This window comes from Paenibacillus brasilensis, assembly GCF_009363115.1.
Taxonomy (GTDB): Bacteria; Bacillota; Bacilli; order Paenibacillales; family Paenibacillaceae; genus Paenibacillus; species Paenibacillus brasilensis.
The window spans coordinates 3,522,882-3,548,645 of record NZ_CP045298.1; the positions used below are offsets into that span (position 1 = coordinate 3,522,882).

20 protein-coding genes and 1 riboswitch are annotated in these 25,764 nt (G+C 48.6%); all 20 genes read left to right on the plus strand.

Annotated features, from left to right (window positions below; translation table 11 throughout):
* Positions 1–130 precede the first annotated feature (130 nt).
* The 20 genes from GCU48_RS16560 (at position 131) to GCU48_RS16650 (ending at position 25,514) form a co-directional block, all read left to right on the plus strand.
* Positions 131–814 carry a metal-dependent hydrolase gene (locus GCU48_RS16560; protein WP_152380743.1) on the plus strand — a complete coding sequence of 228 codons (684 nt, stop codon included), beginning with the start codon at positions 131–133 and terminating at the stop codon, positions 812–814.
* Between the two features lie 468 nt (positions 815–1,282).
* Positions 1,283–5,881, plus strand: coding sequence for a glutamate synthase large subunit (gene gltB, locus GCU48_RS16565; protein WP_152380744.1), 4,599 nt, complete (start codon positions 1,283–1,285; stop codon positions 5,879–5,881).
* 326 nt (positions 5,882–6,207) lie between these two features.
* Positions 6,208–7,845, plus strand: coding sequence for a sensor histidine kinase (locus tag GCU48_RS16570; RefSeq protein ID WP_152380745.1), 1,638 nt, complete (start codon positions 6,208–6,210; stop codon positions 7,843–7,845).
* Between the two features lie 116 nt (positions 7,846–7,961).
* Positions 7,962–8,606, plus strand: coding sequence for a response regulator (locus tag GCU48_RS16575; protein ID WP_152380746.1), 645 nt, complete (start codon positions 7,962–7,964; stop codon positions 8,604–8,606).
* Positions 8,607–8,883: 277 nt separating this feature from the next.
* Positions 8,884–9,627 (plus strand): YveK family protein, encoded by a 744-nt coding sequence (locus GCU48_RS16580; RefSeq protein WP_152380747.1) that lies wholly within the window; start codon positions 8,884–8,886, stop codon positions 9,625–9,627.
* On the plus strand, positions 9,611–10,249 hold the full coding sequence (locus tag GCU48_RS16585) for a CpsD/CapB family tyrosine-protein kinase (protein ID WP_152380748.1): 639 nt from the start codon (positions 9,611–9,613) through the stop codon (positions 10,247–10,249). The genes GCU48_RS16580 and GCU48_RS16585 overlap by 17 nt, the downstream gene beginning before the upstream one ends.
* 42 nt (positions 10,250–10,291) lie before the next feature.
* Complete coding sequence (gene galU / locus GCU48_RS16590) at positions 10,292–11,182, plus strand: UTP--glucose-1-phosphate uridylyltransferase GalU (RefSeq protein ID WP_025720577.1); 891 nt, start codon at positions 10,292–10,294, stop codon at positions 11,180–11,182.
* A gap of 16 nt (positions 11,183–11,198) precedes the next feature.
* Entirely contained in the window at positions 11,199–11,897 is a 699-nt protein-coding gene (locus GCU48_RS16595) for a sugar transferase (RefSeq protein WP_025720579.1), read from the plus strand.
* Complete coding sequence (locus GCU48_RS16600; protein ID WP_025720581.1) at positions 11,897–12,832, plus strand: glycosyltransferase; 936 nt, start codon at positions 11,897–11,899, stop codon at positions 12,830–12,832. The genes GCU48_RS16595 and GCU48_RS16600 overlap by 1 nt, the downstream gene beginning before the upstream one ends.
* Before the next feature lie 10 nt (positions 12,833–12,842).
* Entirely contained in the window at positions 12,843–14,180 is a 1,338-nt protein-coding gene (locus tag GCU48_RS16605) for an O-antigen ligase family protein (protein WP_152380749.1), read from the plus strand.
* A gap of 4 nt (positions 14,181–14,184) precedes the next feature.
* Positions 14,185–14,955, plus strand: coding sequence for a WecB/TagA/CpsF family glycosyltransferase (locus GCU48_RS16610; protein ID WP_152380750.1), 771 nt, complete (start codon positions 14,185–14,187; stop codon positions 14,953–14,955).
* 5 nt (positions 14,956–14,960) lie between these two features.
* Positions 14,961–16,403 carry an O-antigen ligase family protein gene (locus GCU48_RS16615; RefSeq protein WP_152382187.1) on the plus strand — a complete coding sequence of 481 codons (1,443 nt, stop codon included), beginning with the start codon at positions 14,961–14,963 and terminating at the stop codon, positions 16,401–16,403.
* 5 nt (positions 16,404–16,408) lie between these two features.
* Positions 16,409–17,788, plus strand: a complete 1,380-nt coding sequence (locus tag GCU48_RS16620) for a lipopolysaccharide biosynthesis protein (RefSeq protein ID WP_152380751.1) — start codon at positions 16,409–16,411, stop codon at positions 17,786–17,788.
* 22 nt (positions 17,789–17,810) lie between these two features.
* Entirely contained in the window at positions 17,811–18,650 is an 840-nt protein-coding gene (locus GCU48_RS16625) for a glycosyltransferase family 2 protein (RefSeq protein WP_025720590.1), read from the plus strand.
* Positions 18,637–19,824, plus strand: coding sequence for a glycosyltransferase family 4 protein (locus GCU48_RS16630; protein WP_152380752.1), 1,188 nt, complete (start codon positions 18,637–18,639; stop codon positions 19,822–19,824). The genes GCU48_RS16625 and GCU48_RS16630 overlap by 14 nt, the downstream gene beginning before the upstream one ends.
* Complete coding sequence (locus GCU48_RS16635) at positions 19,821–20,969, plus strand: glycosyltransferase family 4 protein (RefSeq protein ID WP_152380753.1); 1,149 nt, start codon at positions 19,821–19,823, stop codon at positions 20,967–20,969. Before GCU48_RS16630 ends, GCU48_RS16635 begins: the two co-directional genes overlap by 4 nt.
* 28 nt (positions 20,970–20,997) lie before the next feature.
* A complete protein-coding gene (locus GCU48_RS16640; protein ID WP_152380754.1) occupies positions 20,998–22,098 on the plus strand; it encodes a glycosyltransferase in 1,101 nt (366 codons plus the stop codon).
* Positions 22,099–22,103: 5 nt separating this feature from the next.
* Entirely contained in the window at positions 22,104–23,432 is a 1,329-nt protein-coding gene (locus GCU48_RS16645) for a UDP-glucose dehydrogenase family protein (RefSeq protein WP_152380755.1), read from the plus strand.
* Between the two features lie 243 nt (positions 23,433–23,675).
* Positions 23,676–23,828, plus strand: a complete 153-nt coding sequence (locus GCU48_RS27005; RefSeq protein WP_167518713.1) for a hypothetical protein — start codon at positions 23,676–23,678, stop codon at positions 23,826–23,828.
* A gap of 309 nt (positions 23,829–24,137) precedes the next feature.
* Positions 24,138–25,514: a sugar phosphate nucleotidyltransferase gene (locus GCU48_RS16650; RefSeq protein WP_025720600.1), complete on the plus strand. Its 1,377-nt coding sequence runs from the start codon at positions 24,138–24,140 to the stop codon at positions 25,512–25,514.
* Between the two features lie 156 nt (positions 25,515–25,670).
* Positions 25,671–25,751: riboswitch (cyclic di-GMP riboswitch) on the plus strand.
* The last annotated feature ends 13 nt before the right edge of the window (positions 25,752–25,764 follow it).

Sequence of the window (25,764 nt, forward strand, 5' to 3'; positions counted from 1 at the left end):
CTTTCTAAACAACAGGGTCCAGCTTTGTGAGCGTATTTTGCGTAGAGGTGAAGCTTGCATGCAAAAAGTGGTATAATGGATAAAGGAAAGTAACCTAAATAATGAAAGTGACAATGGAGGCGCAGACGATATGAAAATCACCTATTACGGACATTCAGTTGTTCTAGTGGAAGAAGAGGGAAAGCGGATTATTATTGATCCTTTTTTGACCGGTAATCCAAAGGCAACCATACAAGCTGAAGATATTCATGTGGATGCGGTGCTTTTGACACATGGTCATGCCGATCATTTTGGAGATGCTGTTGAAATTGCCAAGCGCAATGATTGCCCTGTGATTGCGGTGGCGGAGCTGGCTGACTATTGTTCATCCCTGGGGGCCAAGGCGCATGGTATGAACCTTGGCGGTGGTCACCAATTTGACGGCTTCCATGTAAAATTCACGCTTGCGTTCCACAGCTCCTCTTTGAACGTGGACGGACAAACGATATATATGGGAGAGCCAGCAGGAATTTTATTGACCATGGGAGGCAAAACATTTTTCCATGCAGGGGACACCGGCTTGTTTGGCGATATGCGTCTTATTGGAGAAACCAACTCCATTGACGCTGCGGTATTGCCTATTGGAGATGGGTATACGATGGGACCGGAGGACGCCTTGCTGGCAGCAAAATGGTTGCGTGCAAGCCGCGTGATACCAGTGCATTACAATACATTCCCGGTGATTGAGCAGGACGGAGACGCCTTCTGTGACCGTCTGCACAAAGAAGGAATTGAAGGGAAAGCCTTAAAGCCCGGTGAAAGTCTCGAATTTTAATTCGCATCGACTGAGTTCCTAGCATACGTCTGATGGTCAGCATCTCTATCAGATATCCTTTGTCAGCCTTTTCTGTTCCCTGGTGGAATGGAAGAGGCTGATTTTTTTTAAAAAATGAATATTTATACATAAAAATGATATCTTCTTGCATTGATACGTTGATGCTGTAATGTAAAAGATTTATTATCACAATTATAAAAACTTTGAATTGCTAACATGGTAGGTCAATGATAAAATGATAGAACTAATTAGATTCATCAGTGGAATCGACGTATTTTTCAAGTCAAGCCATTGCATAATTATTGAAAAGCATGTGCATTCGGCGGACCGTACCGCCTTGAATACGTCATATGTTTTGTCCCCCAATCCTCGTTTTTGTTCTTTGATTTACCTCTTGTTGCCACTGTCTTCTATTCGGCCGCCTGTATTTCAGGCCAGCATGACTTTATAACAGAAAGGTTGCGTTCCATGAGACAGACAGGTTTACCACCCAAACAGGGACTATATGATCCCCAATTCGAAAAAGACGCCTGCGGCATGGGCTTTGTTGCCCACATCAAGGGAAAACCATCGCACGATATTGTAAGTCAGGCTTTGACCATGCTCGTCAATATGGAGCATCGGGGCGGCCAGGGAAGTGAACCAAACTCCGGTGATGGAGCGGGGATTATGATTCAGGTGCCCCATCTGTTTTTTCAAGAGGAAGCGGAGCGATTGGGCTTCAAGCTGCCTAAAGCCGGACATTACGGCGTAGGTATGCTTTTTGTATCCAATGATCCAGAGGTCCGTGAGGCACATGAGCAGAAGCTAAGAGAGATTATCGTGGACGAAGGCCAAAATTGTTTGGGCTTCCGCGATGTACCGACTTATGACGAAATGCTGGGCAAATCGGCAAAAGCGGCTAAACCGGGCGTGCGTCAGGTGTTCATCGGCCGCAGTAGCCATTTGAAGGAAGAGCTGGATTTTGAACGGAAGCTGTATATCATTCGTAAGCGTGCAGAGCTTGCTATTCGTTATAACCAAGAGGAGCAGAACGGCGAATCGTTCTATATTCCGAGTTTGTCATGCCGCAAGGTTGTATACAAGGGAATGCTGACAACCGAGCAGGTAGGCAAATTTTATTTGGATTTGCAGGATGAGCGGGTGACATCGGCGATTGCGCTGATCCATTCCCGATTTAGTACGAATACGTTCCCGAGCTGGGATCGTGCGCATCCATACCGTTTTATGATTCACAACGGTGAAATTAACACCATGCGCGGCAATGTGAACTGGATGCATGCGCGTCAGGCACAGTTTGAAAGTGAAGCGTTTGGCGAAGACATCGCGAAGGTAAAACCAGTCATTAACCCGGATGGTTCAGATACAGCCATGTTTGATAACACACTGGAGTTTTTGTATCTGAGCGGACGTTCCTTGCCGCATGTGGCTATGATGATGGTGCCGGAGCCTTGGAACAAGCATGAGACGATGGACCCGAAAAAGCGGGCATTCTATGAATATCACAGTACCATGATGGAGCCGTGGGACGGCCCGGCTGCGATGGCGTTTACGGACGGTATCCAAATCGGGGCGATTCTGGATCGTAACGGCCTGCGTCCTGCGCGTTACTATGTGACCAAAGACGATCTGATTGCACTGTCCTCAGAGGCGGGTGTACTGGATATCGCTCCTGAAAATGTGCTGTATAAGGATCGTCTACGTCCGGGCCGGATGCTGCTGGTGGATACCCAGGAAGGCCGCATCGTTTCTGATGAAGAGCTGAAAGAACGCATCGCCTCCGAGGAGCCTTATCAGCAATGGCTGGATGAGCACTTGGTTGATCTGGATGAACTGCCGGAGGCATTGGAGCATCCAGAGCCGAAACACGAAAATGTTAATCAACTTCAGCTTGCTTTTGGATATACGTTTGAAGAACTGCGCAAGATTCTGGAGCCAATGGCGCTCACAGGAGCAGAGCCGATCGGCTCGATGGGGTACGATGCTCCACTTGCGGTGCTGTCTGATCGTCCGCAACGTTTGTACAATTATTTTAAACAAATGTTCGCACAAGTTACCAATCCGCCGATTGATGCCATTCGTGAGGAGATTGTAACATCTACGGCAACTACGATTGGGCCAGAGCGCAACTTGCTGCATCCGGAGCCGGAAAGCTGTCGTCAGATTCGTTTGGATTCACCGGTGCTGTCCAATGAGGAATTTGCTAAAATCCGCCATGTACACCGTCCAGGCTTCAAGTCGATGACGATTCCGATCTTTTTTGAAGCAAAGGAAGGCGCAGAAGGCTTGCGTAAGGCACTGGAAGGACTGTTTGAGGCAGCTGACCGTGTCATTGAAAAGGGCCACAACATTCTTATTCTGTCCGACCGTGGAGTGGATGCAGACAATGCGGCCATTCCAGCGTTGCTGGCTGTTTCCAGCCTGCATCACCATCTGATTAAACAGGGTACACGCACACGTGTAAGCATTTTGCTGGAGTCTGGAGAGCCAAGGGATGTCCACCATTATGCGGTGCTGCTGGGCTACGGCGTAAGCGCAGTTAACCCGTATCTGGCTTTTGAAACGCTGGATGTCATGATTCAGCAGGGCCTGCTGCGTGGCATCTCGCATGAAAAAGCAGTTAAAAATTATATTAAGGCAGCCACCAAGGGTGTCGTAAAAATATTGTCCAAAATGGGTATTTCCACGATTCAGTCGTACCGTGGAGCTCAAATTTTCGAGGCCGTAGGTCTGAAGCAGGATTTTGTTGACCGTTACTTTACCTGGACGCCTTCCCGCATTGGCGGTATTGGCCTGGAGGAAGTGACTATGGAAGCACTGGCCCACCACAACCGTGCTTTTACCGACAAGGATGGCAACGACAAGGTGCTGGATTCTGGCGGTGAATACCAATGGCGTAACGACGGGGAAGAGCATTTGTTTAACCCGCAAACGGTGCATTTGCTCCAGCAGTCGGTTCGCTCGGGAGATTACCAGCTTTACAAGAAATACACCAAGCTGGTGCAGGGTGAATCAGAGCAGCATTTGACGATCCGCTCCATGCTTCAATTGAAACCTGTCGGTGAGCCTGTGCCGCTGGATGAAGTAGAATCTGCTGCATCAATTATGCGCCGTTTCAAAACAGGAGCTATGTCTTTTGGCTCAATCAGTCAGGAAGCGCATGAAGATCTGGCAATTGCGATGAACCGTATCGGCGGCAAGAGCAACACCGGTGAGGGTGGAGAGAACCCTGCACGTTTTATACCGGATGCGAATGGTGATTCGCGCCGCAGTTCGATCAAGCAGGTGGCATCTGGCCGATTCGGTGTAACATCGAATTACTTGGTGAATGCCGACGAAATTCAGATCAAAATGGCACAAGGCGCGAAGCCGGGTGAAGGCGGACAGTTGCCGGGACGTAAGGTATATCCTTGGGTCGCTGAGGTACGCGGTTCTACGCCAGGTGTAGGCTTGATTTCGCCACCGCCGCATCACGATATTTATTCGATCGAGGATTTGGCAGAGCTGATCTACGATCTCAAAAACGCCAACCCGCGTGCTGATATTAACGTGAAGCTGGTGTCAGAGGTAGGTGTAGGCACGATTGCTACGGGTGTAGCTAAAGGCCGTGCTGACATTATTCTGGTCAGCGGCTACGATGGCGGTACAGGTGCTTCTCCGCAAGGCTCTATCCGTCATGCGGGTATGCCTTGGGAGCTGGGTCTGGCCGAGACGCATCAGACACTGATGCTGAACAACCTGCGTGATCGCGTGGTACTGGAAACAGACGGCAAGATGCTGTCTGGCCGTGATTTGGTGGTAGCTGCCCTGCTGGGTGCAGAAGAATACGGCTTCTCTACAGCGCCACTCGTGGCATTGGGCTGTATTATGATGCGGGTGTGCCAAATGGATACATGTCCGGTTGGTGTGGCTACGCAGAATCCGGAGCTGCGCAAAAATTATATGGGTGATCCTGCCCATGTGGTGAATTTTATGCGTTTTATCGCAGAAGATGTCCGTGAAATTATGGCGGAACTTGGTTTCCGCACAATTCAGGAAATGATCGGACGTACAGATTGTCTGGATACCGTGAACGCCGATTCACATTGGAAGAAGAAGGGCATCGACCTGAGCTTGCTGCTGCATGTTCCTGAGCTGGAAGATGGAAGCGTGCGGTACCGTGTACAACGTCAAAATCACGGTCTGGAAGAAACTCTTGATATGCAGAAGCTCGTACCGATGGCTGCGGAGGCGCTGGCGAACGGAACGCCTGTAGAGGGTACCCTGCCTATAACGAACGTGAATCGGGCGGTAGGTACAATTCTGGGCAGCGAGGTCACCCGTAAGTATGGCGCAGCGGGTCTGCCGGAAGATACCATTCGCTTTAACTTTATTGGATCGGCAGGTCAGAGCTTTGGAGCCTTTATTCCGAAAGGCATTACGCTGAGTGTGGAAGGCGACAGCAATGACTACGTTGGTAAAGGACTATCTGGCGGTAAGGTCATTGTGAGAAAATCTCACAAAGCGACCTTTAAAGCAGAAGAGAATATTATTATTGGAAATACAGCCTTATATGGAGCAACCAGCGGGGAAGCTTACATTAGCGGAATTGCTGGAGAGCGCTTTGCCGTTCGGAATTCCGGGGCACGTATTGTTGTCGAGGGTGTCGGCGATCATGGCTGCGAATATATGACGGGCGGGCGTGTAGTTGTACTGGGCGGAACCGGACGGAATTTTGGAGCCGGGATGTCTGGAGGAATTGCATATGTCTATGATCCTGAGGGAACGTTCCTGAACCGTTGTAATCTGGAAATGGTATTGCTGGAAGGTGTGGAAGACCCTGCGGAAGCAGCGGAGCTGCGTGGCTTGATTCAGCGCCATGTCACTTATACGGGCAGTGAGGCGGGACAACGTATTTTGGATGACTGGAAGACTGCGGTTCAGCAGTTTGTACGGGTTATACCAAAGGATTACAAGCGTATGCTTGAACAGATACAAAAAGAAGAAGCAACTGGTTTGAGCGGGGACGAAGCCCTGCTGGCAGCGTTTGAAGCCAATATGCGTGAATTGGCGCGTGCCGGGGGCTAATGAAGACCCACCCAGTTTATTAAAAAAGGACTTGCTGAATACCGCTGTTATAATCACAGTGGTACCAGCAAGTTCCTTTTTTAGTTTGATGAAAAAATGTGATTTATACCCTTGACAAACGTCATGAATTCTGACATTACCCCGAAAATGGTTTCCTGAAACGGTAAATATGTTATAAAAAGTACCAAATTTTTTTAGAATGTAACCGTTTACGTAAGAGTTTATGTCTTGTTATTTATTTTTGGATTGGTTATGATTTTTTTATAGTGCACAAATCAAACCCAATACGCCCATCGTCCCTTCAAAACACAGAATAGGGTGACAGGATGAAGTTGAAGAAGTCAGCAGAAGACAAAATGATTTTTTTGTACCGTTATGTATCACTATCTTTAACGTCACTTGTTTTTCTGTTCGAACAATCCAGATTAATCGTGTGGCAGAAGCTATTACTGATTGTGTTTCTATTTTTTTCTGTTACATTATTTACGTGGATTTATCGCAAGTTCAGGCTTCATAATATGGTCTTGAAGTGCTGCATTGCGTTAGAAACCGCAGGGATCATTTTATTGCTGTTCCCGACGGGAGGGATGGATAGTCCATTCAAATGGTATGTTATAACCCCTATGTTGGTGGCTTGTGCCCACCTTTCTATGAGGTATAGTTGGACCCTCCTCCTTTCTTATATCGGCTTGGTGCTCACATTTTGTTATATCTTTTTTACACCAGGTCAATATTTTTTATGGGATCTTGCACTGCAAAACATCAATTTGTTTTTAGTACTGATTGTGACTATGATGGCTATGCAGGTTGTCGGTGTCATGAAAGACGAACTGAAGGTGGCAAAGGAACAAGCCAATGAGACGATGGATCATATCAAGTCGATTTACCACATCATGGAGACGACCAGTCACAATGACGCATTGAATCTGGGGCAAGTCATCTCGGACTATACCGTTAAGCTGACGAAGCAGAGCCGTGCATTCTTCTGGTTAGATAGTCAGGAGGAGGATGCGCCGGCAAGCAGCCAGACAGGCTGGACGGTAGAGGAAGAGGAGCAGCTGTTCGAGGTTCTGGGGAATTATCGGGAGGAATTCAGGGAAGAGCGCGAACCATTTTTCAAACACCTGCCGGAATGGGGCGATTTTCTGATGATCACAGTACCGATGACGACCCGTTTTGTAGCGACTATCGGTCTCCAACTGGGGCCGGATCAAAGTCTGACAGGAAGACGTTGGCTTGTACAACAACTGATTTTCCTGGCCGAGCTGAGTGCTGTGTTTCTGGAGCGCTACGAGCTGGAGCGTATTGAAAACCAGCTGATTGTGACGAATGAGCAAAACCGGATTGCGAATGAAATGCATGATAATGTGTCACAAAGTTTGTTTGGCATTGTGTACGCAACGCATTCTCTCCGGCAAACCTGGTGTCATCAGCCTAAGGAACAGGTGGAGGAGCAAATCGAGCTAATTCAGCAATCTGCCAACCAAGCGGTCAGGGAGCTGAAGGGGGCAATTCATAGCCTAAGCTCAAAGAAAAGCGGAGGCTCAACTTGGTTAGGGACGGTGAAAAGCCATCTGCATACGCTCTCCAAGCTGAACCATGTACAAATCGACTTTGATATTCATGGGGATCATTATTCTCTTCCGTACTTGTACCAAAAGGCTTTGTTCCGCATCATTTCCGAGGCGGCGGGGAACGCAATCCGGCATGGATTGGCCAAACGAATTGATGTGAAGTTAAAATTGACGCCCCAAGTGATTAGACTGTCTATTCATGACGACGGAGTAGGGTTTGAGACGGCGAGAATGGTAGCAGGAGGTGAGGTGGTCAGTACAGGCGGGGGCCTGGGCATGATGAATATGGAATATTTAGCTCAATCGATGGGAGGCGAATTTGATATTTCTAGTCGAATCGGAGAGGGAACACAAATCCGATTGTCCATTCCGGTAAATGCTTATGAATAGGGATTTTGCAAAATCCTTGAATAAGATGTGTGAACATTCTGCAATACACAATCTGCGGTAACAATCGGATACATAGGGATTATGCAAATCCTGAACTGTAGACAGGAGGCCGAATCATGAAAATTGTCATTGTCGATGATCATCCTTTAGTACGGAAAGGACTTGCTGCTGTTATATCCATGCAGCCCAATGTTCAGTTTGCGGGAGAGGCCCAGAATCAACAGGAAGCGCTTGTAGTGATCGAGGAAACGGACCCGGACCTGGTGCTGCTGGATTTAAAGCTAGCGGACGAATCAGGTCTGGATATTATCAAGGTCGCGCGCGGGCGCGGGTTCAAAAGCAAATTTATTTTGCTGACCTCTTCTGCAACACGTGAAGATTTTCTGAAAGCGGAGGAAGCTTCCGTGGACGGTTATGTGCTTAAGGAGGCTTTGCCTGAGGAACTAATTTACGCGATTCACCTTGTCAACAAAGGACGCAAATATTATGATCCGGCTATTCTCGAAAACAAGCTGCGCGAGGATGCGGGCAATCTAACGGACGATCTGACACCGAAGGAAAAGGAAGTGTTGGTCGAGCTGGGGCAGGGCGCCTGCAATCGCGAAATTGCATCCCGGTTATTTATCAGTGAGTTTACTGTCAAAAAGCATGTTAGTCAGATTCTGGCCAAGCTGCGGCTGGCGGATCGCACGCAGGCAGCGTTGTATGCCAATGCAATTGGTCTGGCGAAGTACGAGCCAACCAATATGATAATGCGCTGACATCATAAGCTGCGATGCACTTCCATGTGCGAGCAGCAGAAAAAAAGCCTCAAAATCACCAATTCGGGTGGTTTTGGGGCTTTTTTTCGATTTTTTTTTTCGTAATCGACAAAGCATGGTACAAAAGTATACCATGCCGTAGCCAAAAGTATACAATCCCCTTCCCCTGTAGTGAGGGAGAAAGTGCCGTTCAGTTCCATGTCGTCCACAAAGCAAATTGTTACAATAAAGTCATACTTAAAATAAGAAGAGAAATTGTATAGGAGGGAGGATTTTTGTGGAGAAAACCATTTTGGATTACCTGGTCCTGATCAAAAAAAAATTGTGGCTGATTGCGATTTTTGTCATCCTCTCATGTGTAACGACTTATATTGTGAGCGACAATGTCGTGAAACCAGTCTACTCTGCTTCAAGCCAGTTGCTGGTTAATCATATCTCCGGCAAGCAAGGAAGCAACAATCTGAATGACGTCAACACAAGTCTTAATTTGGTGGAAAGCTACAAGCAAATTCTCACTTCACCTAAAATTATGGAGGCTGTCGTAGCGACTCATCCTGAGTTCGGTTTGACGCAGGAAAAGCTGGCAGAGAAGCTCCAGATTAAATCCTCGGATAAAAGTCAGGTTATCGGCTTGACATTTGAGGCCGGAAGCTATCCAGAGGCCGCAGCTATTGTCAACGCGGTAGCCCAGAAATTCGTGCAGACGGTTCCGGGATTGATGGGATTGAATAATGTGAAAATTTTGAATGAAGCGGACCCGCAGGCCAATCCTGCCCCGACTAATGGAAGTCCGCTCATGAATATTGCGATTAGCTTTCTCGTATCGCTGATGATTGCACTGGGCACGATTGTGTTCCTTGAGAGCATTAACGGCACGCTGCGGTCGGAAAAAGAGGCAGATACAGACATCGGTCTTCCGGTGATTGGATCTATACCGGTCATCCGCAAGAAGGACACCGACGGGCCCACCGGAAATTTTAAAGAACGGGTAGGGGAGCGTAAATATGCTGCGATTGAATGACATGTTGATTACAGAAAGCAATCCTTCATCGTATATCTCTGAATCATTTCGTTCCCTCCGTACATACATCCGGCAGCAGGTAATGGGGCACAAGGACCGCGGAACGGTTCTGCTGCTGACCTCGCCGGAAAGCGGAGCGGGCAAAACAACGCTGCTCGCCAACATCGGAGTCACTTTTGCACAAGAAGGCAAGAAAGTGGCTTTGGTGGATTGCAATCTGCACAAACCGGCACTGCACGAGATATTCGGAATGGAGAATACAGGAGGTTTGTCGGCTTATTTGCGCGGCGGCACTTCTTCCAAAGCGATCGTTAGACATGGCGGACTGGAGTTGTCTATTGTTCCCGGTGGAGACACCCTGTATAACGCAGCAGATTTGCTGGGGAGCGAACGCATGACAGATCTGCTGGAAGAGCTTAAACGTGAATATGACATGATCCTGCTCGATTCGGCTCCAGCGTTGAACTACACGGATGCGCGCCTGATTGCAGGCATGACGGATGGTGTGATTCTCGTTGCCAAACACGGCCGGACCAAACGTGATGATCTACGCAAAACAAAGCAACTCATGGAGCAGGCCAGTGCGACACTGGTTGGCATTGTGATGAATCAGGTGAAGTAAGCAACACCAAAATTCGATGCAGCAAGGAGAATGAGTGCGATGATGAAGAGAGTGAAAAAAGCCATTATTCCAGCAGCAGGGTTAGGTACACGCTTCCTCCCTGCCACAAAAGCAATGCCGAAGGAAATGCTTCCAATCATCAATAAGCCCACGATTCAATATATCGTTGAAGAAGCGATTGCTTCTGGTATTGAGGACATTATCATCGTTACGGGTAAAGGCAAACGTGCCATTGAGGATCATTTTGACAACGCATTTGAGCTGGAATCGAAGCTTTTGGAGGACGGCAAGCTGAAGCTTCTGGAGGAAGTACAGCGCTCTTCGGGAGTGGAAATTCACTACATTCGCCAGAAGGAGCCCAAAGGTCTTGGACATGCGGTATGGTGCGCTAGACGTTTTATCGGGGACGAGCCGTTCGGTGTATTGCTGGGCGATGATATCGTAACAGGTCAGAAGCCTTGCCTGCGCCAGTTGATGGACCAGTATGAGGAAACCCAAAATTCCGTGATCGGTGTACAGCGGGTTCCGCAGGAATTCACGAACCGCTATGGCATCATTGAGCCGGATCAGCAGGACGGACGATTGTATCGAGTGAACAATTTTATAGAAAAACCGGCTCCAGGCACAGCACCATCCGACTTGGCTATTATGGGTCGCTATGTGTTCTCACCGAAAATTTTCAAATATCTCGATCTTCAGGAAAAAGGAGCTGGCGGCGAAATTCAGTTGACGGATGCAATCCAAAAGCTGAATCAGAGCGAGCGCGTGTACGCCTATGACTTTGAAGGCACGCGTTATGACGTAGGTGAGCGTCTCGGATATATTCTGACCACACTTGAATTTGCACTCGCCAGCGATGATCTGAAGTATCCGGTTATGGAGGCCATGAATGAATGGTTAAAAAAGACCGAGAAAGCAACTACAGCAGGTTGAGAGGAGGTACGTCAGCATGAGCATGGAAAATTTACCGGAGGACGGCGAGGCTGTCATGTCAGGTAAAGCGTTTTACATGCCATACGGAAATACCCAAATTCAGGATAAAACGTCTTACCTGGTCACAAAGCGTCTCCTTGATATGCTGCTGTCCTTTGTGGGCTTGATCATCCTGCTTCCGCTTTTTGTGGTGGTGGGCGTGCTGATTAAGCTCGAAGATCCAAAGGGAAGCGTGTTTTTCAAGCAAATTCGGGTGGGCAAGAATGAGAAGCTGTTCAACATGTATAAATTCCGTTCCATGGTGTCCAATGCCGAGGAACTGAAAAAGGACTTAATGGAGCTGAATGAAGTGAGCGGCGCCATGTTCAAAATTAAAAATGACCCTCGGATTACGAAGATTGGCAGCTTTTTGCGCAAGACGAGTATTGATGAGATTCCGCAGCTGTGGAATGTATTGGTCGGGGACATGACGTTGGTGGGTCCTCGTCCTCCGCTGCCCAGCGAGGTCGAACAATACTCTGATTACGACAAACAACGCCTGATTGTAACACCGGGATGTACCGGATACTGGCAGGTAAGCGCACGTAACAGCGTAGGCTTCGAAGAAATGGTGCAAATGGATTTGAAGTATATTCATGCTCGCAATACGTGGCTCGACCTTAAAATCATCATGAAAACAGGCGTTAAAATGCTGTTCTCCAAGGATGCTTACTGATGGATTCATTCAAGCGATGTCCCGCAGTATCCGTCGTTATTTGCACCTATAACCGGGCGGACCTGCTGGAAAAAACGTTAATGTCCCTGTTGGAGCTGGAGGACCTTGCACTGGCCGAGATCATTGTGGTCGATAACCGATCCACCGATCATACAGCGGCAACGATCAAAAAATTTAGTGTTGCACATGGTCAGGATATTCACCTCCGATATCATTATGAGCGCGAACAAGGATTGTCTGCTGCTCGTAATGCGGGCATTACGTTATCAAGAGCAGAAGTCATTGCTTTTCTGGATGATGATGCGATCCCGTGTGCTACATGGCTGCAAACAATTATGTCGGCCTTCGGGAACAATCCCGAGCTGACGGCTATGGGTGGGAAAATTGAGCCTATGTTTGAGACGGAACGACCGGGTTGGCTAACAGGTCCGCTTGAGCTTCCCTATACGATTATTGATCTGGGGAAAGCGGTCCGCGAATATCCGGTGGGACTGAATCCGTTTGGAGCCAATATGGCCATGCGTAAAACGGCCTTTGCTGCGGTCATGTTCCCGCTTCACTTGGGCAGAAAGGGAGATATCCTTCTGTCTGGTGAAGAATCGTGGGTATTTGAGCAAATTCGTAAAAATGGTGGGACGATCATGTACCATCCTCACATGGCTGTGAAGCATTTTGTTCCGGCTACACGGTTAACGAAGGAATGGATCATGAATCGCTATTACTGTCAGGGCATATCTAACGCTGCTCAGGCTGTGGGATTGCTCGGCAACGTAATGCTGATGGCAAAGACGGCAGCCAAAGTGTTATACATCACGGTGGATTCTCTGCTGGCACGTACTGAGGGCAGGAAGCTGTTGAACCGGTGCAGATTTGAAAGTATTCGTGGGACGCTGGATACATTGCGCAACCGGAAAAGCGAGTCAGCTGCGGGGTGAAAGATTGAACATGAGTAATTATCCTTGGACTTCCAGAATAAACACCATACAGCATGTTTTTATTTTTCTGCTGGGCGCTCTAGCTGTAGGAGTTGCGGCTACTTATCAGCCGGTAGTCAGTATTGCTGCGGTATGCTTGCTGCTTCTACTGGTCGTTTCGATCCACCACCCGGAGCGCATCAGCTATGCGGTTTTGCTAAGTACAGCGGTATCGGTAGATTCCCTGTATCAGGGTGGCGTGTTCGGCATCGAGATTTTGTCATTGTATAAATTGGGCATTTTGGTTCTGCTGGTGCCTTGCATGCTCGTGTATGGCATTCGTCTCAAGTTCAGCTATCCGGTCTGGGCATTGGTGATTATGCTGGGGATTACATTTGGATTTTCAGCATGGCTGCCTTTACTGACGAACTCGATTGCAGTAAAGGCGTTCGTCGGATTATCGCTCCCCTTTATTTTTCTATTAATTCAATGGAAAAAGGATGTAGCGGATAAACATATCCGGCTGATCAGTCTATTGCCGATCATCAGTGTGGTCATTGGGTTGGGCTTGCAGGCCGTAGGGCTGCATTCGTTTACCGATGTGGAATTTACGGGCGCGGTGAGAATACAAGGAGCGAACATACCGCCGCATCTGGCGATGCTCTCCTTTCTCGGAATTGCCGTCTCTCTGATTGAGGTCAAACGCAAACCGAAGCAGGCTGCCTTTTATTACACTGTACTGGCCTTGAATTTCCTGATTTTGATCGCCACCGGTACTCGTGGACCGATTCTGGCATTGCTGCTGATGTTTGCTGTGTATCTGTTTGATATTGCCCGTCAGTACCTCAAGGGTAGAGTCAATTATTTGCTACCGCTGGCCGGATCGTTTTTGGTTGCTCTGGGGGCGGTGGCCCTGCAATGGAACAATTTAAAAAAACGCTCCTTCGAGCGGGAGACCGATACAGGCATTGACCTGTCGGGGCGCTCGGAGGCATGGGAATATTTTTTGAAAAAAGTACATGAATACCCGTGGTCAGGCAGAGGACTTGGTGCCGTGACGGTCGCGAACGACGGGACACTATTCAATGGCTTTGTTGTACCGCATAACGAGTATATACGATTTTATTTTGACACGGGATATATCGGCTGCGGGCTATTAATGCTTTCATTGCTGGTCGTGTTCGTTCTCATTTACCGGTCGCTTGCCAAATCAATCAAACCTTATTTTGCAAGCTTAATTGCGGGCTTTCTGATCTATTCATTTTCAGATAACACGTTGTCGACAGTTCAGATGATTATTCCGTTTTGCTGGTATTTGAACGCGTTATACCAGACATCTACTCAAACCGATTTTCGTAAAGAGAAGTGATACGATGAGCAGAGTGAACATGTTCGATGTCAACTTTGATAATTATGATTTTAACGATTTACTCGAATTTATAGATACTTCGATTGTACATCGGCGTCATTCCTACATTTTGACCTGTAATGTCGATCATGTAATCAAGCTTCGCAAGGACGATGAATTCCGCAAGGTATATTTGGACGCAGGAGCTGTAGTGGCCGATGGAATGCCTATCATATGGGCGTCCAAGCTGCTGAAAAAGCCCCTCAAGCAAAAGGTGTCGGGATCGGATTTGTTCACCCGGCTGGGAGAGGCATTTGAAGATCGCGGCTACCGACTGTTTTTTCTTGGGGCAGCTGATGGTATACCGGAGAAGGCCATGCGCAATCTTCAGGAATCGTATCCGAATATGAATGTGGTGGGCTGCTATTCTCCTTCCTATGGCTTTGAGAAAAATGAGGAAGAGAACAAACACATTGTCCGTTTGCTTCAAGAGGCTCGCCCGGATATCGTTTTTGTAGGCGTGGGTGCGCCTAAACAGGAAAAATGGATTTACAGATATTATGAGACTTATCGCGCTCCGATTTCGATTGGGGTGGGGGCAACCTTTGATTTTTTGTCTGGAAATGTGAAGAGGGCACCGAAGCTGATGCAGAAGACGGGATTTGAATGGTTTTGGCGGTTGTCTCAGGAGCCTAGACGTTTGTGGAAAAGATATTTGATTGAGGATTCCCAGTTTCTTATTCTGCTATTTAAGGAAATGTTCAAACAGGAGCGGATGAAGGGAGGTCAAGGGTGAGAAATATGAGTCGGTTGGCAGATCAACAGATTTCCATGTTGTTGGGGAATCGGCGTGGAATCGGCATGATCGGCGCGGGGTTGCTGGCTTGCATGCTGCCACTCGCCATCGGATTTGTCAGCGCCAAGCTGAATCCCACCATGAGCCAGCAGGGAGCCATATTGCTAGCACTCGTTTTTCCAGCCTTCCTGCTGGCGATCTTTCAATCACGGCTGCTGATTCCTTATACATTGCTGGTGTGGGCAGTGGGACCGGAAATCCGTCGCATTGTGGACTGGATGGAAGGGACGTATCATTCGGTCTCCTTGTTGAGCCTGGCACCACTGCTAGTGAGCAGCATGTTGATTATTCCTGTGCTGCGGGGCATTCATGAGGTGGAAAAACCCCTGACCCGGATTGCTGTGTTCTTTGGCATAGAATTGGGCTACGGAAGTGTCGTCGGGTTGTTTAAAAATGGCATTGTTTTTGCTTATGACTTAGCTAACTATATAATTCCTTTGCTCTTGCTTCCTTATCTTGCGATTAAACCCATGAAGGCAAAGGAGCTGGACCGGCTGCTGTATTCATATGCCAATATCGCTGTTCTTGTGGCGATTTACGGCATTATTCAGTATTTGACGGTTCCTCCCTGGGATGCCTTCTGGATGAATCATGTTGAAATGAATTCCATTGGCATACCAGAGCCGCTTCAAATTAGAGTTTTCTCTTCCATGAACTCGCCCGGTCCCTGCGCTATTTTCCTGGCGATGGCCCTTGTACCGATGCTGATGGAAAAACGGTGGCGCGGTACATTGGGATGGATTGGCATCTTGCTGACGGTTGTGTGTCTCTTGGTCACGCTCGTACGCTCGGCCTGGCTGATTGCATTCGTCATGCTGCTGGCTTACATTCTCAGTTCATCCTCCAAAGGAAAGTGGAAGACCTTGATTCAACTGGCTGTCGTCGGTCTTCTTCTCTATACTATTGTTCCCAAGCTCCCGGGAGCAGAGGGTCTGGTGGCCCGCATGCAGACTTTGACGGATATTCAACAGGATCATTCGTACAATGAGCGCTTGGATCTGCTAAATACGATGCTTCCGGCGATTGTGGGCAATCCGGTCGGACAGGGGATCGGGAGTGTAGGAATTGGAACCAAGCTGGATAACGGCGGCGATCTCGGTGAACTTGGGATTATGGATAATGGCTATATTGCTATTTTCCTCACCTTCGGTATTTTCGGAGCATTCTTTTTCTTCGGTGGCCTGTTCGTTATCATCAAGTGCCTCCTTGTCCGTATTGCCGAGCGAGATTCCACTCAGCCTTACATCAGATTGGCGCTGGCTACGTGGGCCGGAGCTGTAGCCAGTCTGATATCGGATAACGGTTTTCCCGGTATGCGCGGCTATCTAATTTGGATGATGATCGGAATAGGGCTGTGGGCGAAAGATGTAATCGCGGAAAGAAGGTAAAGGCTGTGCAAAACTTACAAACAATATCCACACCTGTCCGGACACTGTGGTCTACGGTGATCCGCTTTGCCAAAAGCAAGGATAACAGCTCGGCAGCAGTTAAAACGATGATATTCAGCATGCTGATTCTCGTCGTGAATATGCTGACTGGCGTACTGACGGCCCGATTCTTGGGTCCTACCGGACGCGGGGAACAAACCGCAATGGTGAATTGGTCCCAGTTCCTCGCCTTCTGCATGAGCTTCGGTGTACCGTCTGCCTTGATCTACAATGCGAAAAGAAAGCCGGAGGAAACGGGCAAGCTGTATGGACTCGCCTTGCTGCTGGCTACGATGTTCGGCGGCTTGGCCACACTCGTCGGAGTGTTTCTGATTCCTTACTGGCTGCGCTCCTTTTCCTCAACGGTCATACTGTTTGCACAATGCTCCATGATAATGTGTCCGCTCATTGCGATTTCACAAATCAATAATGCACTGCTGCAAGTTCGATCGGAATACAAGCAGTACAATTTGTTTCGTTATCTCGTACCGCTCTGTACGCTGCTGGGTCTGGTGATCCTGGTTCTCACAGGTCATATAAGTCCGTACACCTCAGCACTGGCCTATTTACTGCCAGGTTTGCCGATTTATATCGGTGTTACGCTTCGAATGATCCGGCTGTACAAACCAAAGATAAAGAACAGCTGGACACAATTCAAAAATCTCTTTACTTACGGTATGGGGTCATACGGAAACGATCTGATGGGGCAGGTTTCTATTTATATTGATCAGATTCTGATTGCAGGCCTGCTCAGACCAGCTGATCTCGGTTTATATGCGGTAGCAGTCAGCCTGGCCCGCATGGTAAATGTATTTTCAACTTCGATTATTGTCGTGCTCTTCCCCAAAGCCTCCGGGCTGAATAAGGATGAGGCGGTAGCAATCACGTTTCGGGCATTTCGCGTGACTTCGACATTAACCGTTCTGGCTGCTGGAATGCTGATGCTGATTGCTCCATTTGTATTTACATTGGTATATGGTTCAGAGTTTAAACAAGCACTTACGGTATTCCGGTTTCTGGTGCTTGAGGTTGCTATCAGTGGAGGAACTATGGTACTGGCACAACAATTTATGGCGCTGGGTAAGCCCAAGCTGGTGACCATTTTACAAGGGGTCGGATTGGCGCTCGTTATTCCATTGTTGTCCATACTTGTTCCAAGATACGGCTTGACGGGTGCAGGGATAGCTATGCTGTCCTCGGGGATTCTACGGTTCGTTTTCATTTTATGCAATGTTAGATTCGTTCTGAAAATGAAAATTCCAAGACTGGTTATTTCCAAACAAGATTTCCAATGGCTCCGATCAACAATGTCACATTACATCCGGAAAAAGCCAGTTAACGGTTAGATAAAGAAGGAGGCACCCGCTAATGAACCACATGTCTAGCGTTCCCGCGGACAATCGGATATCCGTAGTTATTATCGCTCAGGATGACGGCATTCGCATCTCAGCTGCGATTGAATCCTGCAAGCCCTTTGCGGACGATATCGTCGTTATTGACGGAGGGAGCAAGGACAATACGATTCAGGTAGCAGAATCATTGGGCTGTCGGGTGTTTTCCAACCCGTGGCCGGGCTATGCAAAGCAGCGTATGTTCGGCGTTGATAAGGCGGAATTTGATTGGATTTTTCTGATTGATACGGACGAAGTGGTGGACGCAGAGTTGCTTGGAGATTTACTGAAGGTGAAGGAAGCACTCCATGATCCGGCCAAAGCATATTCCGTGTTTCGGATTGGCGATTTTCTCGGCAAATGGATGAACAAAGGCGAGTACCTGGTTCGTCTGTACAATCGGCGTATTTATGGCATTACGAACAGTCTTGTTCATGAAATGCCGGATGTAGCTTCTTCCCAGATCGTCCATCTGGACGGGGTATTATGGCACTACGGCTTCCGCAGCATCAGCGATCATATGACCCGTTTTAACAAATATACGGATCTGGAAGCGGAGACGGCTTTTAACAAAGGCAAATCCTTTCGGATTACCCGGCTGCTGCTGCGTCCTCCTGCCCGCTTTGTGCAGAAGTATTTTGTTCAGGGCTTATATCGCAAGGGGTTGGCAGGTTTTGCCGTAGCGGTCTTCTGGGTAATGTATGAATTTCTCGCCTGCTTCAAGCATTATGAGTTGACCAAGCGGCGGAAAAAGATAGAGATTGTGGATGACGAACAGACTGAGCAGAAAGGAGAAACCAGCTATGTCGTACAATAACGGATTTCGCATTGCGGCAACGGGGCTTAGCTGGCCGTCCCTGCAGCCAGGTGGTCTAAACACGTATTTCAAATCCATCTGTGAGCAGCTGACGGCAGAGCACAATACGCTGGATGCTTTGATCTGTACTGACGAGCAACCGCAGGCCCAAGGCCGTATCCGAATTCATTCGATTGGGAGCAATCGGCAATCCCTTTGGAAGCGTAGAGATCTGATGCAAAAATATGCAGCAGAGCTGTTCGACAAACAGCCTGTGGATGTGCTTTATTCCCATTTTGCCCCCTATGGTGTCGGGCCGGCGTTGGAGGCAAAAAAACGTGGAATTCCCGTAGTTACTACCTTCCACGGTCCGTGGACAGAGGAAATGAAGATCGAAGGGCAGGGCCTTAAGCATCTGCTGAAGACGACATTGGCAAAATCTATTGAGAAGAAGGCCTATGGTTTGGCGGACAAATTTATAGTGCTGAGTGAGACCTTTCGGGATATTTTGCATGAGCACTATAAGGTTCCGCTTAGCAAAATCCATATCATTCCCGGTGCGGCGAATGTAGAAAGGTTCCATCCGGCAGAGGATCGGGGAGCGGTGCGGGAACGGCTGAATTTACCACAAAATGCGACGATTGTGCTGACCGTTCGCCGTCTTGTTAACCGAATGGGCTTGCTACAGCTGCTGGAAGCATGGCGACGGGTAACCGAGCGTCATCCTGATCATCTGCTGCTGATTGGGGGGAAGGGCCCCCTGATGGAGGAATTGGCTTCCAAGGTAGCGGAATACAATCTTCATAACCATGTAAGGCTGCTCGGTTATGTATCAGATGAGGAGCTTCCGTTGTATCATCAGGCTTCAAATCTATTCGTGGTGCCGACACAGGCACTGGAGGGCTTCGGCCTGATCACGGTGGAGGCGATGGCTTCAGGGCTGCCGGTAATGGCTACTCCTGTAGGCGGCAACAAGGAAATTTTAAGAGGATTCCATCCCGAGCTATTGTTCCAGGGAACAGACAGCGAGGCCATTACTCAGGGACTACTGCGTGCGCTGGATCATCCTGAGCTTCTTCCGAATGCAAGGGAGTGCCGGGACCATGTGCTGAGCAAATATACGTGGGGACATGTAGCGGAGCAGGTGGAAGATGTGTTCCGGCAGGTCCTTGACAGAAAGGCGGCAGCGAAATGATGAGAGTGGCTTATATTGACCATACGGCAAGATGGAGCGGCGGCGAGGTCGCGTTGTATAACATACTGACGAACATCGGGGAACATATCGACCCGCTTGTCATTTTGGCGGAGGAGGGCGATTTGGCAGATCGGCTTCGGCAGCGTGATATTGACGTGCGTATTGTTCCACTGGACGATTCGATTCGCAATCGGGGACGGAACGCCGTGAATCTGGGTGCGCCTGCGGCAGCCTATCGACTGCTGGCTTACGGTAGAAAACTTGCGCCTTTGCTCCGCGAGGAAAAGGTCGTGTGTGTTCACACCAACTCGCTCAAGTCTGCGTTGTATGGTGCAGTGGCTGCCAAGTCGGCAAAGCTTCCGTTGATTTGGCACATCCGTGACCATATTGGTCCGCCTTACCTGAAGCCGATCGTAGCCAAAGGTATTCGGCTGATGTCGCGTTTTTTGCCTAATGGAGTCATTGCCAATTCCAAATCCACGCTGAGTGCGTTGGAGCTGCCCCCGGACAAAAAGACGCTCGTCGTATACTCCGCTTTTGCGAAAGCCATCACAGCTCGTGATACATCTGCAAGCTCACGGAGCGATGACTCGTTTAACGTCGTACTGGTCGGCAGACTGGCGGAATGGAAGGGGCAGCATATTTTACTGGAAGCAGCCCGCTCCTTTTTACCGGATAAGCGGGTGAAATTCTGGCTGGCCGGAGATGCATTGTTCGGTGAAGAGGAATATAAAAGCCGCTTGGAATCCACGATGCGCGAATACGGGCTGGATAATGTCAATCTGCTGGGACACGTCGACGACATTCAAGGTTTGATGCAACGCTGTGATTTGCTGATTCATACCTCTATTACGCCGGAGCCATTCGGTCAGGTCATCATTGAGGGCATGGCGGCAGGACTGCCGGTGATTGCCTCAAATGAGGGTGGACCCAAGGAAACCGTGGTACCGGGCGAAACCGGACTACTTATTGAACCGGGCGACCCAGCCAAGCTGGAGACCTCCATCCGCTGGATGCTGGAGCATCCACAGGAGCGTCAGCAAATGGGTGAGAAAGGGATGGAACGGGTCAAGCAGCATTTTGTCATCGAGAACACGGTGAAGGATATAGTTCATTACTATAAGGGTTTGTTGGCAGGAGTCTGACCGACATTCGCGTTAAAGGATGATTCAGATGAAAATAGCGATAGCACACGATTACTTAATCCAAATGGGCGGGGCAGAAAGGGTGGTAGAGGTATTCCACGATATGTATCCGGAGGCTCCGATCTTCACAACGGTGTTCAGCGACGACCGCCTGTCGAGCAACTTGAAGGATGCAGATATTAGAGCCACCTGGCTGCAGAACATCCCGGGAGTGAAGGCCAATTTCAAAGGAGTGCTGCCGCTGTATCCCATCGCTATCCGTGATTTTGATTTTAGGGATTTCGACATCGTTTTAAGCTCCAGCAGCGCATTTATGAAAAGCATCCAGGTACCTAAACATACGTTTCACATTTGTTACTGTCACACACCGATGCGGTTTGCCTGGGATTACGATACATATATGGCCCGGCAGTCCAAATCCAACCTACTCAAAAGCATGCTAAAGCTGTACATGAATCGGTTGAAAACATGGGATGCCAAAACTTCTCGCAACGTAGACCAGTTTGTCGCCAACTCTTCGGTCGTCAAACGGAGAATTCTGCACTATTACCAACGGGAGGCGGATGTCATTTTCCCTCCTGTTAATACATCCCGTTTCAAACGTGCTACAAGCATCGGTGACTATTACCTGATCGTATCCCGCTTAGTCTCTTACAAGCGCGTTGACCTGGCGATTGAGGCATTCAAGCGCAATGGACTCAAGCTGCGGATTGTCGGTGAAGGACCGGATCGTAAAAGACTGGAAGGCATGGCCTCCCCGAACATTGAGTTTCTTGGCAGACTTGGAGACGAAGAGGTCAACAAGCTGATGGCAGAATGCCGGGCGCTCGTTTTTCCGGGTGAAGAGGACTTCGGTATTACGCCATTGGAGGCGAATGCAGCCGGACGGCCTGTTATCGCTTTTCAGGGCGGAGGCGCGCTGGATACCATTGTCCCTAATGTGAACGGTGTGTTTTTCCGCAAACATCAGGTGGACGATGTGCTGGAGGCAGTCGCTAGGGTCGAGCAGCATGCATGGAATGTGGATGACATCATCTCCCATGCCCGTAAATTTGATGAAAATACGTTCAAGGATCAATTGAAAAAGTATGTAGAGCAAGCCTATGTGAACTTTCTAAAAGGAGGATGAATGGAATGAAGCTGGCTGTAATCGGTACTGGATACGTTGGGCTCGTCTCGGGCGTGTGTTTTGCACATAAAGGTAATGAGGTGATTTGTGTCGATCTGGAGCAATATAAAATCGACATGCTGAACCGGGCAGAATCTCCGATTTATGAACCTGGCATTGAGGATTTGATCTCGCTGAATCTGGAAGCTGGTCGTTTGGAGTTCACTTCGGATTTGGCCGATGCGGTACGTCGGTCGGATATCGTCATTTTGGCGGTAGGTACGCCTTCCCTGGCTAACGGTGAGGCAAATCTGTCTTACATTGAGCAGGCTGCTGCCGATGTCGGAAAAGCGATGAACGGGTACAAGATTATTATGACCAAGAGTACCGTACCTGTTGGAACGAACGAAAAGATCAAAGGTGTGTTGGCTCAGCATACGAATTTGTCCTTCGACATCGTATCCGCGCCGGAATTTTTGAGAGAGGGCTCTGCCATTAACGATACACTCCACCCGGATCGTGTCATTATAGGTCTGGACAACGAAGGGCTGCGTGAAACGATGGTTACGCTGCACCAGGTGTTCACAGATAAAATCTATGTGACGGATATCCGCAGTGCTGAAATGATCAAATATGCATCCAATGCATTTCTGGCAACCAAAATTTCATTCATTAACGAAATTGCTAATATTTGCGAAAAAGTTGGCGCAGACGTTACCTGCGTGGCTGACGGTATGGGGATGGACAAACGGATTGGCTCCTCTTTCCTGCAAGCAGGTATCGGGTACGGAGGCTCCTGCTTCCCGAAAGATACCAATGCGCTTATCCAAATTGCGGGTAATGTAGATTATGAATTTAAATTGTTAAAATCAGTGGTCGAGGTTAACACTGACCAGCGCTTCATGATCGTATCCAAGCTGCGTGAATCGCTGGGTCAGCTGCATGGCGTGCCGATTGGTATTTGGGGCCTGGCTTTTAAACCGAATACAGACGACATTCGTGAGGCACCTGCTCTGGAAATCGTAGAAACGCTCATTCAGGCAGGCGCTATTGTGAAGCTGTATGATCCGATTGCGATGAATAAGTTCAAGGAGCGTGTGGATCACCCGAATATTGTATGGTGCTCATCCCCGCAGCAAGCCGCCGAAGGAAGCGATGCCGTATGCTTGCTGACGGATTGGGAAGAGTTCAAAAAAGTCGACCTCGTACAACTGGCTTCCCTTTTGCACAAGCCTGTTCTGATTGACGGTCGTAATATATTCACAGAGGATCAGATTCAAAGCTCCGGGCTGGAATACTACTCTGTGGGTCGTCCGCGGATGAGCGGGTGGAATCGGGATAAAGTAGAAGCTTAAAAAGTGACTGTGGCGGTGTTGGAGGCGCTACGCGTGCAGATTGTTCTTCCGATTGCTGTTACCCCCGGATTTTTTTGATTGTATAAAACATTCAAAGGTTAAAATCCGGGGATAAAGGCAAACGCTGACGCTTCTACAGAACAATTCTGCCCGCTCCGCTGTTTACCGCCATGGAGTCACGATTTTTAATCTCCCACCTTATGGGGTGGGAGTAGGAAGGGCGTATCGTAAGAAGCGGAACGATTGAAGCCGCTCCTTACGAGCAAAGGCCTCGCGGCTGTACCGCGCCGCCCATGCGGAGCAAGCCTACCATGCGGATACGCTATGCTGCTCCTGCGACGCAAAGGCGTCATTGCGGTTGCCGAAGGCAATTTGGGCATAGCATGGCAAGGCTGACAGCAAGCACGGCAGGCAAACGCCGAGCTCGAACATTAACAGGCTGACCGGACTTAATAATGTCCGGTCGTGCCTTTTGCAATAAACGGTATGATCGGCATGATGCATTTTTGAGTAGCGCAGGGATGGATTTGAATCTGGAGAAGCGGAGCGTTCGCCTTTGGACCGGGATTCAAACCTTTATACGATTTTATACAATCGAATGAATCCCGGTCCAACAGCGATCGTAAGATCAAATCCATACCGTAGCGGGTAGTCAACTCATCATCAGAACGATCACCCACACATTATAGAGAGGAAGTGAGAGTTATGAAGCTCGTACTTTTGTCTGGTGGTTCCGGTAAAAGATTATGGCCTTTGTCCAATGATTCCCGTTCCAAACAATTTTTGAAGGTTTTGGAGAGCCCGGAGGGGGTTTCGGAATCTATGGTACAACGAGTATGGAGACAGTTGGGGGACAACCAGTTATCCCATTCCTCGTTTATTGCGACAGGGAGAGCCCAAGTCGAAATGATCCAGAGTCAGGTCGGACAGAATACACGCATCATCGTTGAGCCTGAACGTAGAGATACCTTTCCTGCCATTGCGCTGACAGCGACTTATCTGTATTCCATCGCTGGTGTTTCGCCTGATGAGGTTATTGCTATATTGCCTGTAGATCCTTATGTAGAGGATGCTTTCTTTGCTACAGTTGCCCAGTTGGAGCATACCCTTCAAGAGAGTGAAGGCAAGCTTGCATTAATTGGGGTCGTCCCTTCCTATCCCTCTGAGAAATATGGTTATATTATTCCGAAAAACGATGCCACCCAAGGTAGCACAGGCTACCGCGAAGTGAGCCATTTTCAAGAGAAACCCGACCGTGAGCAGGCGGAGCGTCTAATTGAACGCAATGCTCTATGGAACTGCGGGGTTTTTGCATTCAAATTAAGCTATTTGCTTGATATTTTGGCAGCCAAGGGCTTGCCGCTGAACTATGAAGAAATGCAAAAGCAATACGCATCTCTGGAAAAAATCAGCTTTGACTATGAAGTAGTTGAGAAGGAGAAGGACATTGTGGTTCTTCCGTATGATGGATTCTGGAAGGACTTGGGTACCTGGAATACGCTCACTGAGGAAATGTCCCATCAGCAAGTGGGCAGAGGAGTAGTCACGGAGGATTGCGTCAACACCAGTCTCATTAACGAGCTGGACATTCCTGTGGCCATTATCGGGACCAATGATCTCATTGTTGCCGCCAGCCCGGACGGCATTCTTGTGACCAATAAGGCGGAAAGCCCGCGTATTAAGGAAGTGCTTAAGGCTCATGATCAGCGGCCGATGTACGAGGAGCGTCGTTGGGGGCAGTATCGGGTTGTGGATTATGTTAAGTATGATGAAGGCAACGAGGTGCTGACCAAACGAATCCGCGTGCGAAAAGGTAAAAATATCAGCTACCAGCTGCATTTCAAACGCAGTGAGATTTGGACCATTATTAGTGGTGAAGCGGAAATTATTTTGAATGAAAAGCTGCACAAAGTGAAGGCTGGTGATGTCGTGCGTATTCCTGAAGGAACGAAGCATAGCATCTTGGCCGTGACCGATGTGGATTTGATTGAGGTGCAGACGGGGTCTGAGCTGGTCGAGGAGGATATTGTACGTTTTTGCATGGATTGGAATGAAATTTCCCGTCACCAATTTATTTCATAAATTTTTTCGTGAAAATGGAAAAGAAACAAAACTAACGAACGTTCATAACCCGAAATGTCGAAAATGCGCGAAAAGCTGTAAATTCATGCACTTGACCTATTAAATTTTGGTAAAAAAAAGTCGATACTTAGGGTAAGAAGGAATCCAAACTCCTTCCAACGATAAACGCAGCCCTGTCGAAAGGCAGGTACGCAAAGCTAAAGGGCCTTCCGTAGGAATGGCAGCCTGGCTACCGAAAGGAAGAGCAAAA